General features: G+C 51.4%; 16 protein-coding genes and 1 pseudogene. 7 read left to right on the forward strand and 10 right to left on the reverse strand.

Translation table 11 applies throughout. From position 1 onward, the window contains the following. Positions 1–94: 94 nt before the first annotated feature. The 3 genes from PGR10_RS03245 (at position 95) to PGR10_RS03255 (ending at position 2447) form a co-directional block, all read left to right on the forward strand. Positions 95–994 (forward strand): LysR family transcriptional regulator, encoded by a 900-nt coding sequence (locus PGR10_RS03245; RefSeq protein WP_221695461.1) that lies wholly within the window; start codon positions 95–97, stop codon positions 992–994. A gap of 476 nt (positions 995–1470) precedes the next feature. Next, positions 1471–1974, forward strand: coding sequence for a DUF1543 domain-containing protein (locus tag PGR10_RS03250; protein WP_160184393.1), 504 nt, complete (start codon positions 1471–1473; stop codon positions 1972–1974). 182 nt (positions 1975–2156) lie between these two features. After that, positions 2157–2447 (forward strand): DUF2623 family protein, encoded by a 291-nt coding sequence (locus tag PGR10_RS03255; protein WP_085522079.1) that lies wholly within the window; start codon positions 2157–2159, stop codon positions 2445–2447. A 45-nt stretch (positions 2448–2492) separates the two neighbouring features. On the opposite strand, the gene PGR10_RS03260 is transcribed toward PGR10_RS03255, so the two are convergent. The 6 genes from PGR10_RS03260 to PGR10_RS03285 form a co-directional block, all read right to left on the reverse strand. Continuing rightward, a complete protein-coding gene (locus PGR10_RS03260) occupies positions 2493–2924 on the reverse strand; it encodes a TOBE domain-containing protein (RefSeq protein ID WP_085522081.1) in 432 nt (143 codons plus the stop codon). A gap of 717 nt (positions 2925–3641) precedes the next feature. Then, on the reverse strand, positions 3642–4961 hold the full coding sequence (locus tag PGR10_RS03265; RefSeq protein ID WP_085522162.1) for an NAD(P)/FAD-dependent oxidoreductase: 1320 nt from the start codon (positions 4959–4961) through the stop codon (positions 3642–3644). 214 nt (positions 4962–5175) lie between these two features. Further along, positions 5176–5877 carry a GntR family transcriptional regulator gene (locus tag PGR10_RS03270; RefSeq protein WP_032707853.1) on the reverse strand — a complete coding sequence of 234 codons (702 nt, stop codon included), beginning with the start codon at positions 5875–5877 and terminating at the stop codon, positions 5176–5178. Positions 5878–5972: 95 nt separating this feature from the next. Next, a complete protein-coding gene (locus tag PGR10_RS03275; protein ID WP_227525227.1) occupies positions 5973–6281 on the reverse strand; it encodes a hypothetical protein in 309 nt (102 codons plus the stop codon). Beyond that, positions 6256–7758 (reverse strand): aldehyde dehydrogenase, encoded by a 1503-nt coding sequence (locus tag PGR10_RS03280; RefSeq protein WP_085522070.1) that lies wholly within the window; start codon positions 7756–7758, stop codon positions 6256–6258. Before PGR10_RS03280 ends, PGR10_RS03275 begins: the two co-directional genes overlap by 26 nt. Positions 7759–7767: 9 nt before the next feature. Then, on the reverse strand, positions 7768–8664 hold the full coding sequence (locus PGR10_RS03285) for a dihydrodipicolinate synthase family protein (protein WP_101881619.1): 897 nt from the start codon (positions 8662–8664) through the stop codon (positions 7768–7770). Positions 8665–9059: 395 nt separating this feature from the next. Here PGR10_RS03285 and yddG point away from each other — a divergent pair, with 395 nt between their 5' ends. Both yddG and PGR10_RS03295 read left to right on the forward strand, forming a co-directional pair. After that, a complete protein-coding gene (gene yddG, locus PGR10_RS03290; protein WP_063411111.1) occupies positions 9060–9971 on the forward strand; it encodes an aromatic amino acid DMT transporter YddG in 912 nt (303 codons plus the stop codon). Positions 9972–10234: 263 nt separating this feature from the next. Then, positions 10235–11617 carry an MFS transporter gene (locus PGR10_RS03295; RefSeq protein WP_085522072.1) on the forward strand — a complete coding sequence of 461 codons (1383 nt, stop codon included), beginning with the start codon at positions 10235–10237 and terminating at the stop codon, positions 11615–11617. 63 nt (positions 11618–11680) lie between these two features. On the opposite strand, the gene PGR10_RS03300 is transcribed toward PGR10_RS03295, so the two are convergent. Both PGR10_RS03300 and PGR10_RS03305 read right to left on the reverse strand, forming a co-directional pair. Then, positions 11681–12697 carry a GlxA family transcriptional regulator gene (locus PGR10_RS03300; protein ID WP_430922927.1) on the reverse strand — a complete coding sequence of 339 codons (1017 nt, stop codon included), beginning with the start codon at positions 12695–12697 and terminating at the stop codon, positions 11681–11683. After that, positions 12675–13163 carry a MarR family winged helix-turn-helix transcriptional regulator gene (locus PGR10_RS03305; RefSeq protein ID WP_032707845.1) on the reverse strand — a complete coding sequence of 163 codons (489 nt, stop codon included), beginning with the start codon at positions 13161–13163 and terminating at the stop codon, positions 12675–12677. Before PGR10_RS03305 ends, PGR10_RS03300 begins: the two co-directional genes overlap by 23 nt. Before the next feature lie 96 nt (positions 13164–13259). Here PGR10_RS03305 and PGR10_RS03310 point away from each other — a divergent pair. Then, positions 13260–13836: pseudogene (locus PGR10_RS03310) on the forward strand (UbiX family flavin prenyltransferase). 10 nt (positions 13837–13846) lie between these two features. Further along, the gene (locus PGR10_RS03315; RefSeq protein WP_430922929.1) at positions 13847–15313 is read left to right on the forward strand and encodes a UbiD family decarboxylase; all 1467 of its coding nucleotides are present in this window, start codon (positions 13847–13849) and stop codon (positions 15311–15313) included. A 349-nt stretch (positions 15314–15662) separates the two neighbouring features. On the opposite strand, the gene PGR10_RS03320 is transcribed toward PGR10_RS03315, so the two are convergent. Both PGR10_RS03320 and PGR10_RS03325 read right to left on the reverse strand, forming a co-directional pair. Beyond that, entirely contained in the window at positions 15663–15857 is a 195-nt protein-coding gene (locus PGR10_RS03320; RefSeq protein ID WP_126478507.1) for an MbcA/ParS/Xre antitoxin family protein, read from the reverse strand. An 895-nt stretch (positions 15858–16752) separates the two neighbouring features. After that, complete coding sequence (locus PGR10_RS03325; protein WP_430922930.1) at positions 16753–19743, reverse strand: DEAD/DEAH box helicase; 2991 nt, start codon at positions 19741–19743, stop codon at positions 16753–16755. Positions 19744–20785: the final 1042 nt, after the last annotated feature.

The following is a 20785-nucleotide window of genomic DNA, read 5'->3' on the forward strand; positions in this document are numbered from 1 at the left end:
ATAACTATAGCCATTGATTATTAAGATGATTAGACCCAAAATAATGATTGGACTTATCATTTAAATGATTAATTGCCCGGATAAAAACACATAGATGAAACGCGATGAGATAGCAGATCTGATGGCATTCGTGGCCGTCGCCGAAGAGCGTAGCTTCACCCGGGCTGCAGCCCGTCTGGGCATGGCCCAGTCTGCATTAAGTCAGATAGTGCGTCGCACGGAAGAGCGATTAGGGTTACGGCTTTTAACGCGAACCACACGCAGCGTTGTTCCCACAGAGGCGGGTGAACACCTCTTGTCTGTTCTTGGCCCAATGCTGAACGACCTGAATTCCGCGTTGACTTCCCTGGGAGACCTGCGCGATCGCCCGTCCGGCACCATACGTATTACCACAGTGGAACATGCCGCAAAGACCATATTGTTGCCTGCCATGCGCACGCTGTTGAAATCTCACCCTGACATTAATGTGCAGCTCCTTATCGATTACGGGCTGACTGATGTCGTCTCTGAGCGCTTTGATGCCGGAGTTCGCCTGGGGGGAGAGATGGATAAGGATATGATTGCAGTTCGAATCGGGCCCGATATTCCGATGGCAATTGTTGGCGCGCCGGATTATCTCTCGCGAAAAGGTATTCCAGTGTCTGTGGCGCACCTGGTCGATCATCAGGCTATTAATCTGTACCTCCCCTCATCGGGCACCGCAAATCGCTGGAGATTAATGCGCGGGGGGCGCGAAGTCAGGGTTCGCATGGAAGGCCAGCTTTTATTGAATACGATAGACCTGATCTTCGATGCAGCTATTGACGGGCACGGCCTCGCGTATCTGCCTTATGACCAGGTTCAGCAGGCTATTCAAGAAAAAAAACTGACCCGCGTTCTGGAGAAATTTACGCCAGACTTACCAGGGTATCATCTGTACTACCCACACCGCCGCCATGCGGGTTCGGCATTTTCTCTGTTAATTGATGTGCTGAGGTATAAAGGGGATGTTTAACTATTCTTTTTGATGGAGGTTTTAGACGTTCAGAGGGTACTAATACACTTTAGTGCAACGTCCCATTCTGGCACGGAGCGGACGGACCAACTGAGTTGAAGATCCGCTATGAGCGAAAAGCGGAATATCAAGTGAGCTTTTTATTTCCTGGCGATTCGTCTTTCGGGATCAAAGAAGACCATTGGCAGGTGAATGTCACGGCAGCAGCGTGCATCAGCGTAGTCCCTGTAGGGAAAACCAGAGGAGGCGTCAGTAGAGGAATCATTATCAGTCTTTCGCCCATCAACCGTTGACAGCCGATGGCTTGAATCTACCGCCATAACACCGGCATGCCGATAAAAATGATGATAATGCTAAGCGCCAACACCCTCATACCAGAATCTTAAATTTATTATCACCAAAACCTGTCGTACAGTTGTAGCTTAATTCGTTATATAGTTAACTATATGACGAATATTATCATTACAGAGGGCTGTATGAATTTGTATATGTTTTATGTAGGCGGAAACGCCGGTAAATCAAATATTGAAGTGCATGACATTCAGTTTGTTGCAGCCAGCGCTCCAGAGGATGCATGGCCTGCGCTGCGCGAAGCATGGTTTGGCGATAGAGATAAAATTCATATTGATGGTTATAGCCGTGTTACTTGGGCCGACGGGTTTTCGGTCTCGCTTTCTCCAGAGCCTCCCCAAACCACGCAAAGATTATTTTTTGTCAATGCGGGCGGTTACAGGCCGGATACACTTGCTGAGCTGCATGAATACGATCTGTTCGTCGCCGAAAATGCCCGCCAGGCTAAAGAGAAAGCGTTGCAGACTCTACTCTGCGATGTCGATCAACAGCATAAGGATAATTTAAAAGAGGTTGACGACTGTCTGTTGCTTGAAAAGGTCGGAGAATTGTTTATTCATCTGACGCCCTGTGAAACAGGATGTCGCGATCTTCCGGAGTGGCAGGGATTTCTACCTATAGGAGCCTAACACAGTGATAAGAGACGCTTCGCTTCGTCCCTTATCAGTTTTGCTCAGGAAACCATTCAGAGAGTGTTCATAAAGTCGCTATGGTAATTCTAAAGCACTATTGCTGATGTAGTCCTTACGGAGTACTTCAAAAAAAAACCCAATCGTTATGTAGTTTGTTATATAGCGATTGAGGGTATGGTATGAATAATCATTTTGGAAAAGGCCTGATGAAGGGTGTGAACATGGCTGGTCCCTGTTCTGAAGCGATGCCTGCGAAATTTTGTAATGAATATATACGTGGATTTGTAATAGGCTATTGCTATCAGCTGGAACAGAAAACTGGGGAGAAAAGCGTTGCAGCTCTTGAAGCGGGAAGACTGACGAGACGATACAATCTTGACAGGGAGATCATGGCAGAATTCTTCCAGGAATTCAGATCGGATAAATTTTTACACTATTTCAACATTGGATATTATGATGGCTTGAAGTAGGACGCTTGCAATGAAACGTCCTGTAGCATTTTGGCTGGTTGGTATTTAGTTTTTTTTCACCGCAAGCAGCACGGAAGAAGCTTTAATCAGGGCGATAATTCTTTTGCCTTCGCTGATATCCATCTCATTCATGCTTTCGTTCGTAATGACTGCAGTAAGATTTGAACCGTCATCTGTCAGAATATGAACGGTTGCGTTTACAGCGCCTTTTTCAAGCGAGGTGACCTGGCCTGAAAACTGGTTACGGGCTGAAAACATTAAATTGTTATCCTCAGAAGCAAGAATAATCCATGGGGCTTTAATCAGCGCAACAACCTCTTTTCCTTGCTCCAGGCCAAGCCTGATTCGACTGTTACTGGTTACTACAGAAACTAGTTTTCCCCCTTCATTAAGGGAGATTTCAATTTCATCATTCACGGAACCGGGGTGTATCGCAGAAACTTTGCCGTGCAGCTGATTACGAGCGGAAACTGACATGTCATTCTCCTTTATGAAAAAAGATAATATTCCTCTGAAGTGTACATAAAAACTGGTGCTATATATTGTTGCCTCTGTCCGCTTCTGGCACCTAGCGGACAGAAAGCAAGGTCCCAAAGTCCGCTATGAGCGAAAAGCAGACGTTGCTTTTAGCTGTAAATCTAAATATGTATACATTGATACTGGTGTCCCTGTGCGCACAAAGCTATTCAATTAACGCAAAAAAATTAAAGATGGGGACAGAAATACCCACACATTGGATTTCAATTTGTCCTCTTTGAATCGTAAGTTGTGTCCCGCGGGCTTATTACCCTGAAGTCTTTGCGTACCTACACTGGTCCCCATTTAATATATCTAGTCCACGTAGTTTATGAGTACGAGAATTATCCTTTATCCCATTTTACTGGTCGTTTCACTTAACGCCGTCGCGTCGTCCACCTGGGTGGATAACCGTTACGCACAAAAAAACCAGTACAAGATTGGTGGACAAGGAATCACTGAATTACACAAACAGCCTTATAACAAGCTGCACGCCAAGCAAGGAATCCGAGCAACTCTATCACTGGCCGCTGGGAAGACGTCCTGACGATCACCCGAGTCTGAGCGATCCTACACTGTAAGGCATTCAGTAAGAGCGTCGGGTGGCGCTGCGCTTACCCGACCTGGATACTCCGTAGGCCTGATAAGCGCAGCGCCATCAGGCATTTTAACGGAATGCTACACCTCCAGTCCGGCGCGGAACTGGCCCCACTTCAGCACCGAGTTCACCCCAATCGACAGGAACGGCTCCGGCGGGGTTCTGTTCGGGCCCGGCGAGGCCACTAGGAAATCGATCAGCTCGTTGCGCTCCCCGGCGATCATATCCGCCAGCAGTTTGCCGGTGGCGGTGCCGCGGGTGATCCCCAGACCGTTACAGCACAGCGCGCCATAGACGTTCGGCGCCAGCTGGCCGAAGAAGCCTTCGTGATTGTCTGACAGGCAGATGGCCCCGCTCCAGGAGTATTCGAAATCAACCCTATTCAGCATCGGGAAGCGGCGCTCAAACGATTTACGGTGGGTCTCAATATTGTGCTTCAGCTGTTTTTCACGCGGGCGACCGTCGGGATGGAAGCTAAAGCTGTTGCGCATCAGGATGCGATTATCAACCGTGCGGCGCACGGTGCTGCCAAACGGATGCGCCGGAATAACGCCCCACACCGGCTTACCGCCAAGCTGCGCCTGCTCTTCGATGGTCAACGGACGGGTCAGGCTGCCATAGAGGAAGGTCGGCAGCAGGCGACCGCGCAGAAAACCAAAGTGCGCAGCAAAGGCGTTGTTCGCCAGGATCATCGTGTCGGCGGTGATGCTGCCGTGGTCATGCACCAGCGTCACTTTGTCGCCATAGTCGATGGACGTGATCGGCGTATTTTCATGCAGGGTCACGTTAGAGGGCAGGCTGTCCGCCAGTCCTTTCACCAGCGCCGAGGGCTGGAGCAGAATGGTGCCCGGAATGTAGAGTGCCTGCTGGTAGTATGAGGTGCCGATATGGTCCGGCAGATCCTTCCCGGGGATCATCTCCGCGTGACGGCCAATTTTATCCAGCCCGCTGCGGTAAGCCTCGAGAATAGCGATCCCCTTCTCCCCCACCGCGGCCTGATATTTACCGGAATCGCTCATCTGACATTCAATACCGTGCTCCTTCACAATCTCACGCAGGTAGTTCTGCCCGAGGGTGTTGAGCTTGAGGATCAGATTCGCGGTGGTGACATCACCGATATAGTCCTTCGCCCCGATATCGTGCGGGACATCAATGGCGAAACCGGCGTTGCGCCCGGAGGAGCCGTAGCCCACGTCCTGCGCCTCAACCAGCACCACTTCATCATCCGGGAAGTTGAGCGCCAGCTGGCGGGCCGCGGCCAGCCCGGTTAATCCGGCTCCGACTATCGCCCAGCGGGCATGCTTTTGCCCGACGTGGGCAGGACGCGGGGTACGCGGTTGACTGGTGTGATACCAACCCGGCAGGGCGTCGTCAGCAGGTAGAGAAGTGATCTTTTGCACGTAGGTTACTCCGGTAAGTAGCGTTGAATCAATGTTAGCCATCCCGAGAAAATGTGTATGTGATGTATATCTCATGTATACATTAAGTATAAAAATAGTTGCAAGAATGATAAAAAAGGCGTGCGAAGCCCGGCGCAGCGGGGCGTCAGAGAAGAAATACGAATGGGGAAAGGAGGCCTGTCAGCGGGTGCCAGCAGGCCTTAGCGGGATGCGATCAGCGGTTATCGCCCTCAGGGAAAGGGGCGAAGTTATCGGCTTTCAGGCCCTGGGGCGCGATGAAGATCTCCATGTTTTCCCGCGACAGTTCCCAGTGCTCAAACACCAGATCGACAACAGCCTGTTCGTCACGCGCTTCGATGGCAGCAATAAAGGCGTCGTGATGATCCGCAGCCAGCTGTAAACGGCGCTCCATGTCCTCGTTTTGCGGCCGGAAGAAGGTATGTCCGATGCGACAGTGGTCGATCAGCAAACGCCCCAGGCTCGGCTGCAGATAGGGGTTGGCCGCCATCTCGCCCATGATCTCGTGAAAACGGTTGTTCTCCAGCGCCAGCGCTTCGGCATCGCGGGTTTGCACCGCCTTACGAAAGCGTTTCTGGGTCTCTTTCAGCGCCTTAAGCTGCGCCGGTTTGTAGTGCTGCACGGCAAGGCGTCCGGTGGCGGCATAGATCATCGGTGCCACCAGGAAGAAATTACGCAGCGTCGAGTGGCTCATCGGGATCACCCGTACGCCGCGTTTTTCCACAATCTCGAGATACCCTTCCCCCGCCAGGCGCTGGAATACTTCACGCACCGGCGTACGGGAGAGACCGTACTGCGCGGTCAGCGCGGCTTCATCCAGCAGCTCGTCCGGATCCAGCTCCATGGTGAGAATATGTCGCTTGAGATCCTCATACAGCGCTACCTTTCCCGTTCTCATTGCCGCCTCCTGAAAATCGACCTGTGATGCTTAACTATGATGTTGCTTAACCTACAGATAAAGATGTGCAACAGCAAAATTATTAGCCACAGCAATCATGCTCTGTGCATCTCGCTGGCAGTTTGATAGATCAGCCTCAGGAGGGGCTCCGGATCCCGGTCCGGTGGATGGCGCAGGATCTCCCCACGCAGCCAGACAATTTCACTGCCAGCCACGTGGCGAAACGGCGGCAGCTGCCCGGCATTTTTTAGCCACTTCATAATAAAGGCATTTTTCTGCCGGTTTGAGCAGATGCGTCCCTGCTTTCTCGACAGGCCAACCGCCACCAGAAGACAGAAATAGAAATGAATTCTCTCTTCCAGACCGTTAAAAACGGCTTCAGGCGTCGTCTTCAGAGAGATCAATCCACAGGGTCTTCAGTTCGGTGTACTGGTCGAGGGCGAAGACAGATTTATCGCGCCCGCCAAAGCCCGACTGCTTGTAGCCGCCAAACGGGGTGGTGGCGTCGCCTTCCCCGAAGCAGTTCACCGTCACCGTGCCGGCGCGAATGGCGCGCGATACGCGAATGGCCCGGTTCAGCCTGCCGGTGTAAACCGACGCGGCCAGTCCGTACTGGGTATCGTTGGCCAGCTCGATGGCCTCGGCTTCGGTTTTGAACGTGGTGACGCACAGCACTGGGCCGAAGATCTCCTCCCGGAACAGCGCGCTCTCAGGCGTTACGCCATCGATAATGGTCGGCTGGACGTAAGCGCCCTGCTCGGTGTCGCCGCCCTGCACCATCCGCAGCCCTTCCTGGCGGGCGGTGTCGAGATAGCCGCTCACCTTGCTGAAATGCTCCGTCGAGACCATGGCCCCCAGCCGGTTGTTCGGATCGAGCGGGTTGCCCATCGGCCAGTCGCCGATCTGTTTGGCCATCTCGGCCAGCAGCGCCTCTTTGACACTTTCCTGCACCAGCAGGCGCGAGGTGGCAGAACAGTTCTCGCCCATGTTCCAGAATGCGCCATTCAGCACGTGGCTAGCCACGGTCACCAGATCCTGAGCATCGTCAAAGACAATCGCCGGGTTTTTACCGCCGCACTCCAGCACCACCTTCTTGAGGTTGGACTCTGCCGCATAGTGCAGGAAACGCCGTCCGGTGGCGGTGGAGCCGGTAAAGCTCACCATGTCGATATCCGGATGCAGGCCAATCGGTTCACCCACTTCTTTGCCGGTGCCGGTGACGATATTCAGCACGCCCGCCGGGACGCCCGCCTCAAACGCCATCCCGGCGACCCGCAGCGCGGTGAGCGAGGTTTGCTCCGCCGGTTTCACGATCACCGAGCAGCCAGCCGCCAGCGCCGGGCCGATTTTCCAGGCCAGCATCAGCAGCGGGAAGTTCCACGGCAGGACGCAACCCACCACGCCAATCGGCTCGCGCACCACCAGCGCCATCGCGCCGTTACCGACCGGGGCAGTATGGTCGTAGAGTTTGTCGATGGCTTCGGCGTGCCATTTCAGCACGTGAATGGTTTCCGGCACGTCCACCGCCAGGCATTCGCTGACCGGTTTGCCGCTGTCGAGGCTCTCCAGCACCGCCAGCTGGTCGATCTCCTGCTCCATCATCGCTGCCAGTTTCAGCAGCACAGCTTTGCGTTCGCCGGGTGCCCGCTTGCTCCAGCTTCCGGCCTCGAACGCGCTGCGCGCCCCTTCCACCGCCGCGTTAACGTCGGTGGCGTCGCAGGCGGCAATGTGGCCGATGGTCTCTCCGGTAGCCGGGTTAGTAGTCGGCAGCGTTTTGCCGGATTGCGCGGCCACGAAGCGCCCGTTGATAAAGGCCTTACTCGCCAGGGAGAGTTCCCGTGCAATGGCCGTTACGTCGTCCAGGGTCTGCAACTGACTCATAGTGCCTCCTTACAGCGCCGCAGCGACGTTGCGTTTCACATCGGCAATCACCGCTTTCAGCTGCACTTTCTCTTCTTCATTCAGATCCTGCAGCGGCGCGCGCACCGTGCCGGAGGTCAGGCCGTTCAGCTCGCAGCCGTAACGGATCGACTGCACGAACTTACCGCCGTCGAGGAAGTTCATCAGCGGCATCATCGCAGCCATGATCTTGCGGCCTTTGGCGAAATCTTTCTCCACCACGCAGGCTTCATACAGCGCCACGTGTTCACGCGGAATAAAGTTGGAGCCGGCGCAGACCCAGCTTTGCGCCCCCCAGGCGAAGAATTCGAGAGCCTGATCGTCCCAGCCGCAGGAGAGCGCGATGTTCGGGAACTTGCAGGCCAGCAGGTGCAGGTTATTGAAATCGCCGGAGCTCTCTTTGATGGCGACCACGTTCGATGAGCGGCTCACTTCGCGGAAATAGGTTTCGCCCATGGTGATGCCCATGCGACCCGGGTAGTTGTAGAGCATGATCGGCAGCTGCGCAGCTTTATCCACGGTCAGCGCATGATGGGCGTTTTCCAGCTCGGTCGGCAGGGCGTACGGCGGTGAGGTCACCAGAATGGCATCGGCTTTATGCTCACGGGCATGTTTAGCGTACTCGACCGCGTCTTCAGTACGGGTAGCCCCGGTGCCGACAATCAGCGGCAGGCGGGTGCCAATCACCTGGCGGGCATGTTCTACCAGCGCTTTACGCTCTTCCGGGCTCTGGGCGTAGTATTCACCGGTAGAGCCACCGATGATGATGCCGTGTACGCGGGCCTCGATCAGCGACTCCAGCACGTCGGAAAAGCGTGCAAAATCAATGCTGCCATCGGCCGCGTAAGGGGTAATTGCCGGGGTGTAGATACCTTCAAATGTCAACACGATAACCTCCAGGGGGAATTCACGACCATCACAGTCTGCTACGCAACCCTGATGGACTGCGTTTGTTAAAAATTTGCATACGGGGGGGCAAAAGGTCAATGAATGAATATTTTTTGTATACATCAAAAATACAAAGAAAATACGTAATAACAGAAGATTATGACAAATACTGAAAATTTATATTATATAAATCAATAAATTAAATAGTTTATTTCATCGTAGTAATTTTCTATATGATTTCCGATAGCGATCACATTCCCGAATTATCACCCTCTGAGACGTATTTACAGCGCCTTTCCGGCGGCATAGTTTTAATGCTGTAGTTAACCAAGATTTAACAAATCGGCACGCCGGAACGCCGGATTATGACCAGAATGTAAACAGAGGTACAGGGCATGCCCCATAAGAAAGCGACACTCATCGGCCTGATCGCCATCCTGCTCTGGAGCGCGATTGTCGGCCTGATCAAAAGCGTGAGCGAAGGCTTTGGCCCGGTGGGCGGGGCGGCACTGATCTACACCTGCAGCGCGGTGCTGCTTCTGTTTACCCTTGGCTTTCCGAAGATCAAAAAATTCCCGGTGAGTTACCTCATCATCGGCAGCGTACTGTTCGTCTGCTATGAGCTGTGCCTGTCGCTGTCGCTGGGCTTTACCCACTCCGGGCGGCAGGCGATTGAAGTGGGGATGGTGAATTATCTCTGGCCGAGCATGACCATTTTACTGGCGGTGATCGTTAACCGGCAGAAAACCAGCCCGTTAATTATTCCCGGGGTGATTTTAGCCATCGTCGGAATAGGCCGGGTATTAGGTGGCGACGGCGGGTTTTCGCTGACGGAGATGATGAATAACGTTATGGATAATCCGTTGAGTTACGGGCTGGCATTCAGCGGAGCGGTGATCTGGGCGATTTATTGCGTAGTCACCCAGCGTATCGCTCAGGGAAATAACGGCATTACCTTGTTCTTTATCTTAACGGCGCTGACGCTGTGGGTAAAATATCTCACCTCACCCCAGCCGGAATTTAATCTTTCGTGGCATGCGTGGATCAGTCTGATGCTGGCGGCGATGGCGATGGGCTTTGGCTACGCCGCCTGGAACGTCGGGATCCTGCACGGCAACGTCACGGTGCTGGCGGCGGCGTCCTACTTTATTCCGATTATCTCGGCAGTACTGGCGGCCTTTATGCTGGACTCACACCTGACGCTGGCCTTCTGGCAGGGAACGGCGATGGTCAGCCTCGGATCGCTAATCTGCTGGTGGTCGACGCGTACGGTTGCCGTAAAACGCTTATCTGACGAAGCGTCTTAAAATAACAAACACAGTAACAACATAATAAATATAAATAACATCTTATCCGACCATCCTGCAGCGGAGGAGTATTTGTCATGAATTACGCGAACTAACGCACGCTCTTATTTAACGCTTGAACCTTCTTAGACCTATATTTATTCCGTAATCGATGATTAATGGAAAGCGGTTTCGCTCGGCCTGAATAAACATTCATCGCTAATGATGTTTATTCCTGCTGTGACCCATTAATTCAACGATATCGGGGAAAGACAGGAGTTACCATGTCAAATACCGTTTCTGTTGAAGACGTACCACTCAACCGCTTTCACCGTCTGCTGACCGTTCGCTCAGGCGGCGGCTCCTTCGTCGATGGCTATGTGCTGAGCATTATCGGCATCGCCATGATGAAGGTCTCCCCGGCCCTGGGGCTGACCGCCTTCTGGGAGGGGCTGATTGCCGCATCGGCGCTGATCGGCATCTTCTTTGGCGGTTTTATCGGCGGCGCTCTTACCGACCGGCTGGGCAGACGGATGCTCTATTTCGTTGGCCCGACGCTGTTTGTGGTCTGCTCCGTGGCGCAATACTGGGTGCAGAGCGGCGAGATGCTGTTTGCCCTGCGCTTTTTAAACGGCGTGGCGGTGGGCATTGAATACCCGGTGGCGACCGCCTTCCTGGTGGAGTTTTTGCCGAAGAAAAACCGCGGGCCGTGCCTGGCCACCCTCACCATCCTGTGGTTTGCCGGTGCCGCCGCAGCCTATATGCTCGGCGAAGCGCTGCTGCACTTTGGCGGCCCGGACGCCTGGCGTCTGACCCTGGCCAGCACTGCGGTCATTGGTGCGCTGCTGTTCCTGGTGCGTATGGGCACCCCGGAATCCCCGCGCTGGCTGATCAGCAAAGGCCGTCACGCAGAAGCCGAAGCGATTATTCGCAAGGTGTATGGCCCTGACTTTGGCCTGGGCAACCTGCCGGAGCAGGCGGAAAGCAAAAACCTCTCCTTCTTCAACCTGCTGCACTCAGGTTACGGTAAACGCATGGCGTTCGTGGCCATCTTCTGGACCTGCTCGGTGATCCCGGTCTTCGCGGTGTATGCCTTTGCGCCGAAAGTGCTGGATGCCCTGCACCTGAGCGGTAAGTGGGGCTCCTACGGTTCCGTCGCCATCACGTTGCTGTTCGTGGTCGGCTGCGTTATCGCAACCCGGCTGGTGAACACTCTGGGCCGCCGCAAGCTGCTGCTGCAAAGCTTCCTCTGGTCGGGACTGGCGCTGCTGCTGCTGGGCCTGCTGCGTGACGGTCCGTCGATGATCATTCTGCTGATGTTCGGTGCCTACGCGCTGTTTATCGGTGGAGCGCAGGTGCTGCAGCTGGTCTATCCGAACGAGATCTTCCCGACGGAGATCCGTGCCGGTGCGGTGGGCGTGGGGACCTCGCTGTCGCGCATTGGTGCCGCGGTCGGGACCTGGCTGGTGCCCGCCTCGCTGCAGAGCCTGGGGATCGGCACAACCATGTACATCGCCGCGGCGATCACCTTTGTGGGACTGGTCGTCTCCTGGTGGCTGGCACCGGAAACCAACGCCCGCAGCCTGGCCGATGCGTCCTCGCTGGATAATGAGGCCTCGCAGAAAGCGCGCGTGCCGGGGCATATGGCGAAGCGGCATATGTTGTAGTTGTGCCGTCTGTTGTGCCGGGTGGCGCTACGCTTACCCGGCCTACAAAAGGGCGAAGGCCCTTTACTCTTTCACTAGTTTTTCCACTTTCCTGCGCCGCTTTCTGAATGAACTGGGGGTTTCACCGTACTGCTTACGGAACCAGGCGATCAGGTGCGAGGCATCCGCAAAACCGGTGGCCGTGGCAATGGCGTTAATGCTGTTGCTGGAGTCGGCCATCAGCTTACGCGCCTGCTCAAGCCGCATCCGCCGCCAGTACACCGCCGCCGAGTGGCCGGTACACTGGGTAAAGATCAGATTGAGCTGGCGGAAGGTTACCCCGGCAAACTCTGCCACCTCCGCCAGCGGCACCGGCGAGTCGAGATGGTGCTTCATAAACTCAATCACCCTGGTGACCAGCGGGTTCTCGTAAACGTCGGGTTCGATGAGCGACGCTTTGTACTTCGCTTTCGGCGTGAGCACCTCATCCACCAGCAGATATTTCAGCACCTTCTGCGAGCGCACCAGCCCGCAGTGCTGGCGGATCAGATCCGCCGCCAGGTCAATCGCCGTGCCGCCCGGACAGGAGATAATCCCGCCGTCCTTGATGTAGGTTTTATCGATCACCGGAATGGCATTCGGGAAGCGCAGCCGGAACTCATCCCGGGTGGTGAAGTGGATCGCGCAGTGGCGACCGTCCAGCAGCCCGGCGTTACCGGCGACAAAGGCCCCGCTGCACAGGGTAATGATCGGGATATTGCGGGCATGCAGGTCCCGCAGGGCCTGCAACAGCCACTCCGGCGACTGGCGGGTCTCTTCCAGCAGCCCGCCCGCGACCACGAAGTAATCCCACTCTTTTGAGAAATCGAGCTTAGCGGTGGGTGACACCGGCAGACCGCAGCTGGCGGTAATCGGCTGGTCATCGCAGGTCATCCACTCCCAGCGGCAGAAGATCTGCCGGCTGGAGAAGGACTCGTCCGCCGCAAAGCGCAGGGACTCCACCAGCCCCGCCACCGAGGCCAGCGTAAAGTGCTTCATTAGCAGAAAGCCGATCGTCAGATCGGGCTTCGGCTCACTGTCAGGCAATTTCGTTGGAGGCATAGTCATCAGGCTCCTGCAATCCCCCCAGCTTGCTCAGCAGACGCTTCAGGTCCGCGATATCCTGGGAATTCAGACCAGCGGTAATCATCTTCTCGGCGCTTTTGGCCTGCTCAATCATCCGGGCCAGCATCGCCTCACCCTCTGCGGTCATGGAGACCTGCTTGCGGCGGCGGTTGGCGGGATCGGTCTCTACCGTCAGTAACCCACTTTTGGTCATACGATCAATCACATAGGTGCCGGTGGCTTTATCAAACCCGGCGCGGCTCCCTAGCGTTTGCTGGTCGCAGGTGGTTTCTTCCGCCAGCACTACCAGTATGGCGTACTGCACGGCAGATAACCCGGTATCGACGCACTGGCTCCAGCAGGTGGTGGAGTGCTGCCCTGCGCGGCGCATCAGGTGCATTAATGAACAATCGCCGTGCGGCCACAGGGGCGCGGCAAGGATTAAGTCGCGATTTTCTGCCATCGACTCTCTTGACTCCTGAAAATGACAATCATATTGTTCGAGAGCAAACAGTTTGAACTCAAACTATACATGAAAGAATACATTCAGAGAACCCGCATGAAGCTTGTTGTAGGCATGACTGGCGCTACAGGCGCTGCAATTGGCGTTCGTTTACTGGCCGCGTTGAAAACTCTGGACGTCGAAACGCATCTGATCATCTCCAAGTGGGCGCGCGCCACCATTCAACTGGAAACGCCCTACAGTGTACAGGAGGCTGTCGCCCTCGCCTCGAAGACTTATAGCAAGCACGACCAGGCGGCCGCCATCTCCAGCGGCTCATTCCGCGTCGACGGCATGATCGTCGTGCCGTGCAGCATGGAAACCCTTGCCGCCATCCGCTGCGGCTACGGCGATGGCCTGATTGCCCGCGCCGCCGACGTGACCCTGAAAGAGCAGCGCAAGCTGATGCTGGTGCCACGGGAATCGCCGCTCAACGCCATCCACCAGGAGAACATGCTCGCCCTGACCCGCGCCGGGGCGATGATGCTGCCGCCGATGCCCGCCTTCTATAACAACCCCACCAGCACGGACGACATCATCAACCACCTTTGTGTCGCGCATTCTGAATCAGTTCGGCCTGGATAACGCTTTAACAAAACGCTGGGGTGAATCTCACTCCACCCCACCGGCTTAAGGAGAGCCTGATGAACTATTACGGTGATTTACGCAGTTATATCGATGCCCTCGACGCCATGGGCGACATCATGCACGTGACCCGCGAAGTGGACGGTGATTTTGAGCCAAGCGCCATTACCCGCCGCAGTTATGAGATCCAGTCCCCTGCCCCGCTGTTCCATAAGGTGGCAGGCGTGGCCCCCGGTTTCCGCCTGTTCGGTGCCCCGGCCAGTCTCTCCTCCCGTCAGGAGATGCCTTATGCCCGCGTGGCGATGTCGCTCGGCCTGGCCCCGGAATCCACCGGGCCGCAGATCGTCGAAGCACTGTCGGCGGCGCGCCATAAGCCCGGCATTCCCCCGGTGCGGGTGGAGTCTGCGGATGCCCTGTGTCATCAGAACATCCTGCGCGGTGAAGAGGCGAACCTCGATCGCTTCCCGATCCCCTTTGCCCACGACAAGGACGGTGGTCGCTACGCCAACACCTGGGGCACGCTGATCGTCAAAACGCCGGACGGCAAATGGGTGAACTGGTCCATCGCCCGCGTGATGAAGGTCGACGGCAAACGGATGGTGGGGCTGATTGTGCCGAGCCAGCATATCGGCCAGATCTGGACTGAGTGGGTCAAACTCGGCCAGCCGATGCCTTACGCCCTGGTGCAGGGCCCGGCTCCGGCGATCTCGTGCGTGTCCGGCATTCCGATCCCGGCCCACGCCGACGAGGCGGATTACATCGGCACCCTGGCGGGCGATCCGGTGCCGTTGGTGAAAGCGGTCAGTATAGATCTGGACGTGCCTGCCACGGCAGAGATTGTGATTGAGGGCCATGTCTCGATCAATCGCGATTGCCAGGAAGGCCCCTACGGCGAGTACGGCGGCTATCTTGGCGAGGGCTCGTCTGCCCAACCGACCTTCCACGTCGAGACCATTACCCACCGGGACGACCCGATCTGGCCGATGTCGATCACCGGCCGGCCGACCGACGAGTCGCACACGCTCTGGGCGATGGGACTGGCCGCCGATGCCCTGACGTATCTGCGTGAAGCGGAACTGCCGATTGTCACCGCCTGGATCCCGGAGGATTCCACCGTCCACTGGCTGCTGGTGGTGGTGCCGCAGAACTGGCGCGAGCTACTGCCGGGCGTCAGCAGCGAAGCCCTGGCCCAGCGCATCGGCGAAGTGCTATTTAAGACCGACGCGATGGTATTTATTCCGAAGGTCTACGTGGTAGACGATGATTTTGATCCCACCAACCTGCGCGAAGTGGTGTGGGCGCTCTCAACCCGCGTTCACCCGGTTGGCCGCCGCGTGGTGTTCGACGATCAGCGCGTGATCCGCTTGCCGCAGTGTTATGAAGAAGAAGAGTATGTGGCAGGTAAGGGGGCAAAAGTGGTGTTTGATACGCTGCAGTCCACCCGCCATCTGCATGCCTCATTTGAGAAGGGGTATCCGGAAGAGGTACGCCAGCGCGTACTGGAGAACTGGCCGTCGGAGTTATAAGTCTCTTAAGCCTGTCTGTTTAAACAACTGACAGGCATGTCCGGGTTTCCCATCGCCCACTTATACGGCGATGAAAAACGACAAGGTCAAGGCTATTGTCGCCTTCGAGCCTGGCAGCAGCTCTGTATTCCCGGAAATATCTTGAGTATGTTGCCAGTCGTACCTGCCTGTGGCGTTTATCTCAGTAATACCTGAATCAACTGAAAGAAGATATACACTGACCTGCTCCCCACAGATTGATGCAAATAGATGTTAGTAACGTCCGCTCTTGGCACTGAGCAGCCTATCTGATTAGGTTTAGATCTGAGTTATAGCTGTGTCAGGTCACATCTGAGCTAATACAAGTAACTCATGAATATACGCCATGTTCCATTCGAAAAATGAGCATGGCAACTTTTGACGCCCCCTCTTCTGAGTCCATTATTTCTGAGGGAGTCTTCCACTGTAATGCCCTGTTTGGTTCATAGCACCAGTCTAATACTGCACTTTCGTTACCTTCAAAAAGTTCAGTAGCCTTTTGTATAACATCATTTTTTGTCAGCATGCTCTACACCTGAAGACGTTTTGAGTGCTTCGATAAGGTTACTTCGCTCTTCCTCGGTCATCCGGGAGATGAGTAATGCAAGTTCTGCTGTTGTCTGATCATCACAAAAAATATAGGAGGAGTCTATGGGCACACCGCGTTTTATCCCTGAATTTATGGTAGAGGCTGCCCGCCAGGTAACCGAGCGTGGGCGCTCCATAATGTTTGTTTCGATGAAAAGATAATGAGTTCATAAAGCCCACGATGCCATTCTGCGCTCGTGTGGCTTGGCCCTGGTGCTCGAACATATTCAGCACCATAACGTGCTCTATCCCTTCAGAATGCGTGTCGAGCCACTCTACCGCCTCTCCAGGAGACATATGGTTGCAACCGGACACATTCTGTATTAGGGAAAGGATTTTCTTGTTCAACACGCTCATTTCCTTATAGAGGGTCAGTACTCCGCTGAGCGAGCAAGGGCGCTTTGCATCGGGGTTAGCGGGCCGTCAATACGGGAGTTAACGAGCACACAACCAGCCGTGAAGATCCTCGCGTCATAGCGACATAGAGGTGCCGCGCATCCATTTCTTCCGGGGATGTGATGACTGCCACCTCCCCTTCCAGCCCCTTTAGCAACAATGTGCTACCGATTACACGCCGGGCCAGCGGTCGACTTTCGTGACGATTGCGTTCGCGCTCATTTTCACCAAACCAGAAACTGGCGGTTATGTATACATGCCAACTTTTAGTTATCAGTTCCTCCTGAAGTGGGAGCAACTGGCATTTATGCCTAAGGCAGGGGTGTCATCAGACTCCCCTGCCACCCGTCTGTCAGTGCCATAATTTGGCTTTCCGTCTGAAGAAATAATTATTTTCTAGACACCCCCTAGATGGAGACACTGCCTTCGTTCACATACTATTCGTTAACTATCACTCGCAACTTAACACCTGTTACATCATCAATATAGGCTTCAGTTGCCCCCAGAATAATGAGTTGCTCACGTGTCATAACATTTTTTGAAACCGCAGGCTGTACCACAGAGATACCCAATTGGAAGGTTGAATATCTTGCAACTCTTGCGAAGTGAATTAGATCCTCATACTTACCCTTGTCTATTCTTGATGCTAATCCTTTAGCAAGGCGTCCTTTTTCTCTCTCCATAAGACGCAGAATAAGTTGTTCTTTATTAGAAAACCATCTGATACTTTTAACAGCTTGACCAACAACTTGATATATATCATCCACTCTCGCGCCTGGCTTTGCCACTCCGTTCGTTTTAGAGCAATATTTGCAATGATATAAATGAATAACTAACTCTGTGTCATTGATGTTTTTAATTGCAACAATATCAGCCACTTCACCTGAACCATCGTCATCAAATATAAAGTCGTAATCCTGATAAATTTTTTTAATAGTATAATATTGTATGGATTGAGGAAGTCTTACTGGTGTCTGTGACTCAACAGATATATCTACATTTTCCCATTTCCAGCCTTCAACATTATCAATCGAGTACAAATATTCATAATCCTCATGAGGAAGGACTCTCAATCCACCATCGATAAATGAGGTATCCTCCAAAAACAGAATTGGAGGGTACTCATTGAAAAAATCTGTTAGCAGAAAACTCTGTTCACCGAATTTTATTTTCAAGTCATCGTTTGAGTCAAATCGGATCTCTCCTTTAGCTGTAAATGTTCCTGTAATGCTACAGATTAAATCTCTCGCTTTAAGTTCAAGATTAAACGATTTTTTATCCAAGGGTTGGGTATTGGCCAACAAAAGTTCACAATATAAAATACTCTCCTCCCAATTATCGGATGTTATAATTGTTTTTTGTTCGTTCTTTCTGAGTATTTCATTGGGCCACTCAACAGTTATTACTTTCAGGCTCGGTAATTCATCAATTTCATCCATACGCATTGCAGTAGTTAGAACAGTATTTGTATCAATGGTGTTGTCTAGGATTTTTACTGCCAACTTATCACACCACAATATCCATTTCTCTATAGAATCACTGTCCATCGACCATATTTTCCCCTTGTGGGAACCACCAATGGTTACTAAGACCCCATCTTCATATCCTTTCCCAAATATATTAGACTTCGTGGCTCTTTTAGCTTCAATATCAGGAATTTGCTCGTTTATTTCTGTCCCAGTGTGCATGCTGTAACGTAAGCCTTTTCTGTTTTTATTCAAGCCTACATTCTGTAGCTTAAGTCTTTTTATTCCATGAAACGTTCTAAACACTCTTTCCCCTTGAATGCGAGTTGCATTTGGAGCAATAATCTTAACCAATCTTGTCACTAAACCATCTTTAGCAGATGAGTGGAGGAACAATAATTTTCTTTTTTTATCATAATAAGCAATGTATAAATCCCAAGACTCATCAAATAACTCCTTTGAGTCTGTCCATCCGACAGGCGTAAAAGACTTTACTGAAAACACAAGTAAGTTCTCTTCATCATTAATATTTGAATCGTAAATATTAAAATTATTTTTTCCACTCTTTAATATTTTCTCTGGGTACCAGTTAGATAGCTGCATGTTATAAATCACAGTGCTGATGTTGGGTGTTAAACCAAGCTCAAGTAATTTTCCTGGGTTAGAAAAACCAGATTTGAACAACTCATAATCCTTTTCATTTTGTATTTTTCGTGAGCTAATATTACTTATAAGACTATTCCAGTCAGAATCTTCCCTATATAATTCATCCAAGCTTTCACCAACATCAACATTGGCTATATTAGCAACGAATTTGGCATCACCAACACCAAGTGTATTTCGTGTAAATCTACCGGTAAATTGAAGCATAACATTTATGCTCTTATGTGGATCATGAATTGCGGAGATCTTTAGTTGCGGTAAATCGAAGCCTTCACCAAGCATATCTACACAAACAATGACTCGATGCTTACATGATTTTATATCCTCGATTACCTTCTTTCTCTTTTTAGTAGTATTATTTATGATGATTGGATTTAAATCAGGGTGTTTTTCGTAATAGGTAAAAACCTCTTTTGCTCGAGATATTGTAGAAGCCCGCGCCATGATTATATGATCAAATCCATTAGCAAGATCTTTTCGTAGCAAGCAGATGGCTTTTTCCGCGATTGCATTATCAGCGTTTTCTTCTATAAACTCTCTTACAGGATGGAACTCTATCGGTTTAAAGTATTTATCTTCCTGAGCCTTTTTCAAAGGGTAATTAAAAATTATTTTACCCTCTATCCTTGAACCATCAGTTCTAAATGGAGTAGCAGTGAATTGAAATACTTTATTCTTTTGAAATTGTTTTTTCACCCTCGCCCAAGTGACAGCCGTTACATGATGGGCCTCATCAACAATAAGATGTGAACATTCATTTGTCAATTTTGAAATTCCATCGTCAGAAAAATGACTCAATGCAGCGGCAGAAGCAACAATAACATTCGCATTAATGATTTCATTTAACTCCACATCCTCCTTTATTCCATGGTTGATCACCGCAACTTTAGGATTCTCGGTAGAAGAGTTAATTAGACCAAATTTACGTAGAAGTTCATATTCCAATAATTTTTTTGATATTTGAGTTCTCAGCGCATCTGATGGTACAACAACAAGAGTTTTATCAAACTTACCCGCAATGATTATTGAAAGAATCGTTTCTGTTTTCCCTGTCCCTGTGGGCATAACGATTGTGGCTGAGTAATTACTGTCAGATCGCTCATGCCCTAACGCTGCATAAATCCCGCCAATCTGAGGTGGGCGCAGTCCATTTTTATTACCATCCGAACTCTCTTCCTTAAATATAAAGTCATTGTTTTTCCAAGTGCTTAATATATCTTGTGGGGTTAAATCACCCTCTGTTAATGGCATCCATGAAATAGTGCTTTTTCCAACTTTCCTGACACATAGGTTAACCATTATTTAATTTCCTTTTAATATATTGAAAACATTGATTGACTCTGATTTTATGATAGACATTTAATAACACTTCTGCTTTATTCTATAAAAGTAATATTAAACATATATAAAATACATTGGAGAATGTTGCCTGGTTAAAATCTTCGATTACTGACTATATCTTAGATAGACAATGATGAAATATTTATCTTTGACCCTTTCTGTTTCCAGACGATCACTTCTTACAAAAATTCATATTAGTGCCGTGGATTTTGCACACCTTTGGAGGGGAGTCTTTCAGAATCCAGTGATGGTTCATCCAATTTATTTACAATGATTGTATTGCATAATTTACCTATGAATTCTGTTAATACCGTTTCTTCCTCCCACATAATGATTACATATTGAACTACTACTATAGCGGCAGACCTCACCATTATAACGGTGGGCTGATGCCAAAAGAGTCAAAGAACAGATACTATTTTTACTGTAAATCCGTGGACAATATTACTTGACAATGTATGGATACCTTGGGTAAGGCAAGTACTGGTTCGATGCTGTTTGCGTCTATATATCCGGCGTCGTTAGTATGCTCAATGACCTGCGTCATGATGTTATCCGAACTTTTTTCTAATCACTACACCGGTATTTGATTACCCAGGTCAAATTCAGGCTGACAGTAAAAGTATGGCACTAGCTGCTTCAAGAAAGGGCGTCCATCACATCACTACACAGATCCCCATCTGGCAAACCAAGCAGATTTAACAACGCTACCGCCCTCAGAGATATCAGTTTTGATTAAGTATTGGCTTCTATAAATGCTACCGCAATTCATGGATTGTTCAACAATGCAATCAGATATCGCCCAAAACTTGATGAGCCTGGTGTTGCCTTTGCGGATGGTAATGGTTCACTAACCTAAGTAAAGCAGGCTGTCAGTAAAAGCTCATAAGAAGAGGATTTTCTGTTAGTTCATTAAGTTATCTTGAAGTGATTTTTTATTAAAAATACCACTATAAATCAATGAGTTATGATTTATTTTTCAGACTGTTTATTCATACAG

Origin of the sequence: Klebsiella sp. 141198, from assembly GCF_050600785.1 — a bacterium.
In the GTDB taxonomy this organism is placed as follows: domain Bacteria; phylum Pseudomonadota; class Gammaproteobacteria; order Enterobacterales; family Enterobacteriaceae; genus Klebsiella; species Klebsiella aerogenes.

Bases quoted from the DNA above. Each gene is read 5' to 3' on its own strand.
- PGR10_RS03245 (WP_221695461.1), top strand. From the start codon at position 95: ATGAAACGCGATGAGATAGCAGATCTGATGGCATTCGTGGCCGTCGCC.
- PGR10_RS03250 (WP_160184393.1), top strand. From the start codon at position 1,471: ATGAATTTGTATATGTTTTATGTAGGCGGAAACGCCGGTAAATCAAAT.
- PGR10_RS03255 (WP_085522079.1), top strand. From the start codon at position 2,157: ATGAATAATCATTTTGGAAAAGGCCTGATGAAGGGTGTGAACATGGCT.
- PGR10_RS03260 (WP_085522081.1), bottom strand. From the start codon at position 2,924: ATGTCAGTTTCCGCTCGTAATCAGCTGCACGGCAAAGTTTCTGCGATA.
- PGR10_RS03270 (WP_032707853.1), bottom strand. From the start codon at position 5,877: ATGAGAACGGGAAAGGTAGCGCTGTATGAGGATCTCAAGCGACATATT.
- PGR10_RS03280 (WP_085522070.1), bottom strand. From the start codon at position 7,758: ATGAGTCAGTTGCAGACCCTGGACGACGTAACGGCCATTGCACGGGAA.
- yddG (WP_063411111.1), top strand. From the start codon at position 9,060: ATGCCCCATAAGAAAGCGACACTCATCGGCCTGATCGCCATCCTGCTC.
- PGR10_RS03295 (WP_085522072.1), top strand. From the start codon at position 10,235: ATGTCAAATACCGTTTCTGTTGAAGACGTACCACTCAACCGCTTTCAC.
- PGR10_RS03300 (WP_430922927.1), bottom strand. From the start codon at position 12,697: ATGCCTCCAACGAAATTGCCTGACAGTGAGCCGAAGCCCGATCTGACG.
- PGR10_RS03305 (WP_032707845.1), bottom strand. From the start codon at position 13,163: ATGGCAGAAAATCGCGACTTAATCCTTGCCGCGCCCCTGTGGCCGCAC.
- PGR10_RS03315 (WP_430922929.1), top strand. From the start codon at position 13,847: ATGAACTATTACGGTGATTTACGCAGTTATATCGATGCCCTCGACGCC.
- PGR10_RS03320 (WP_126478507.1), bottom strand. From the start codon at position 15,857: ATGCTGACAAAAAATGATGTTATACAAAAGGCTACTGAACTTTTTGAA.
- PGR10_RS03325 (WP_430922930.1), bottom strand. From the start codon at position 19,743: ATGGTTAACCTATGTGTCAGGAAAGTTGGAAAAAGCACTATTTCATGG.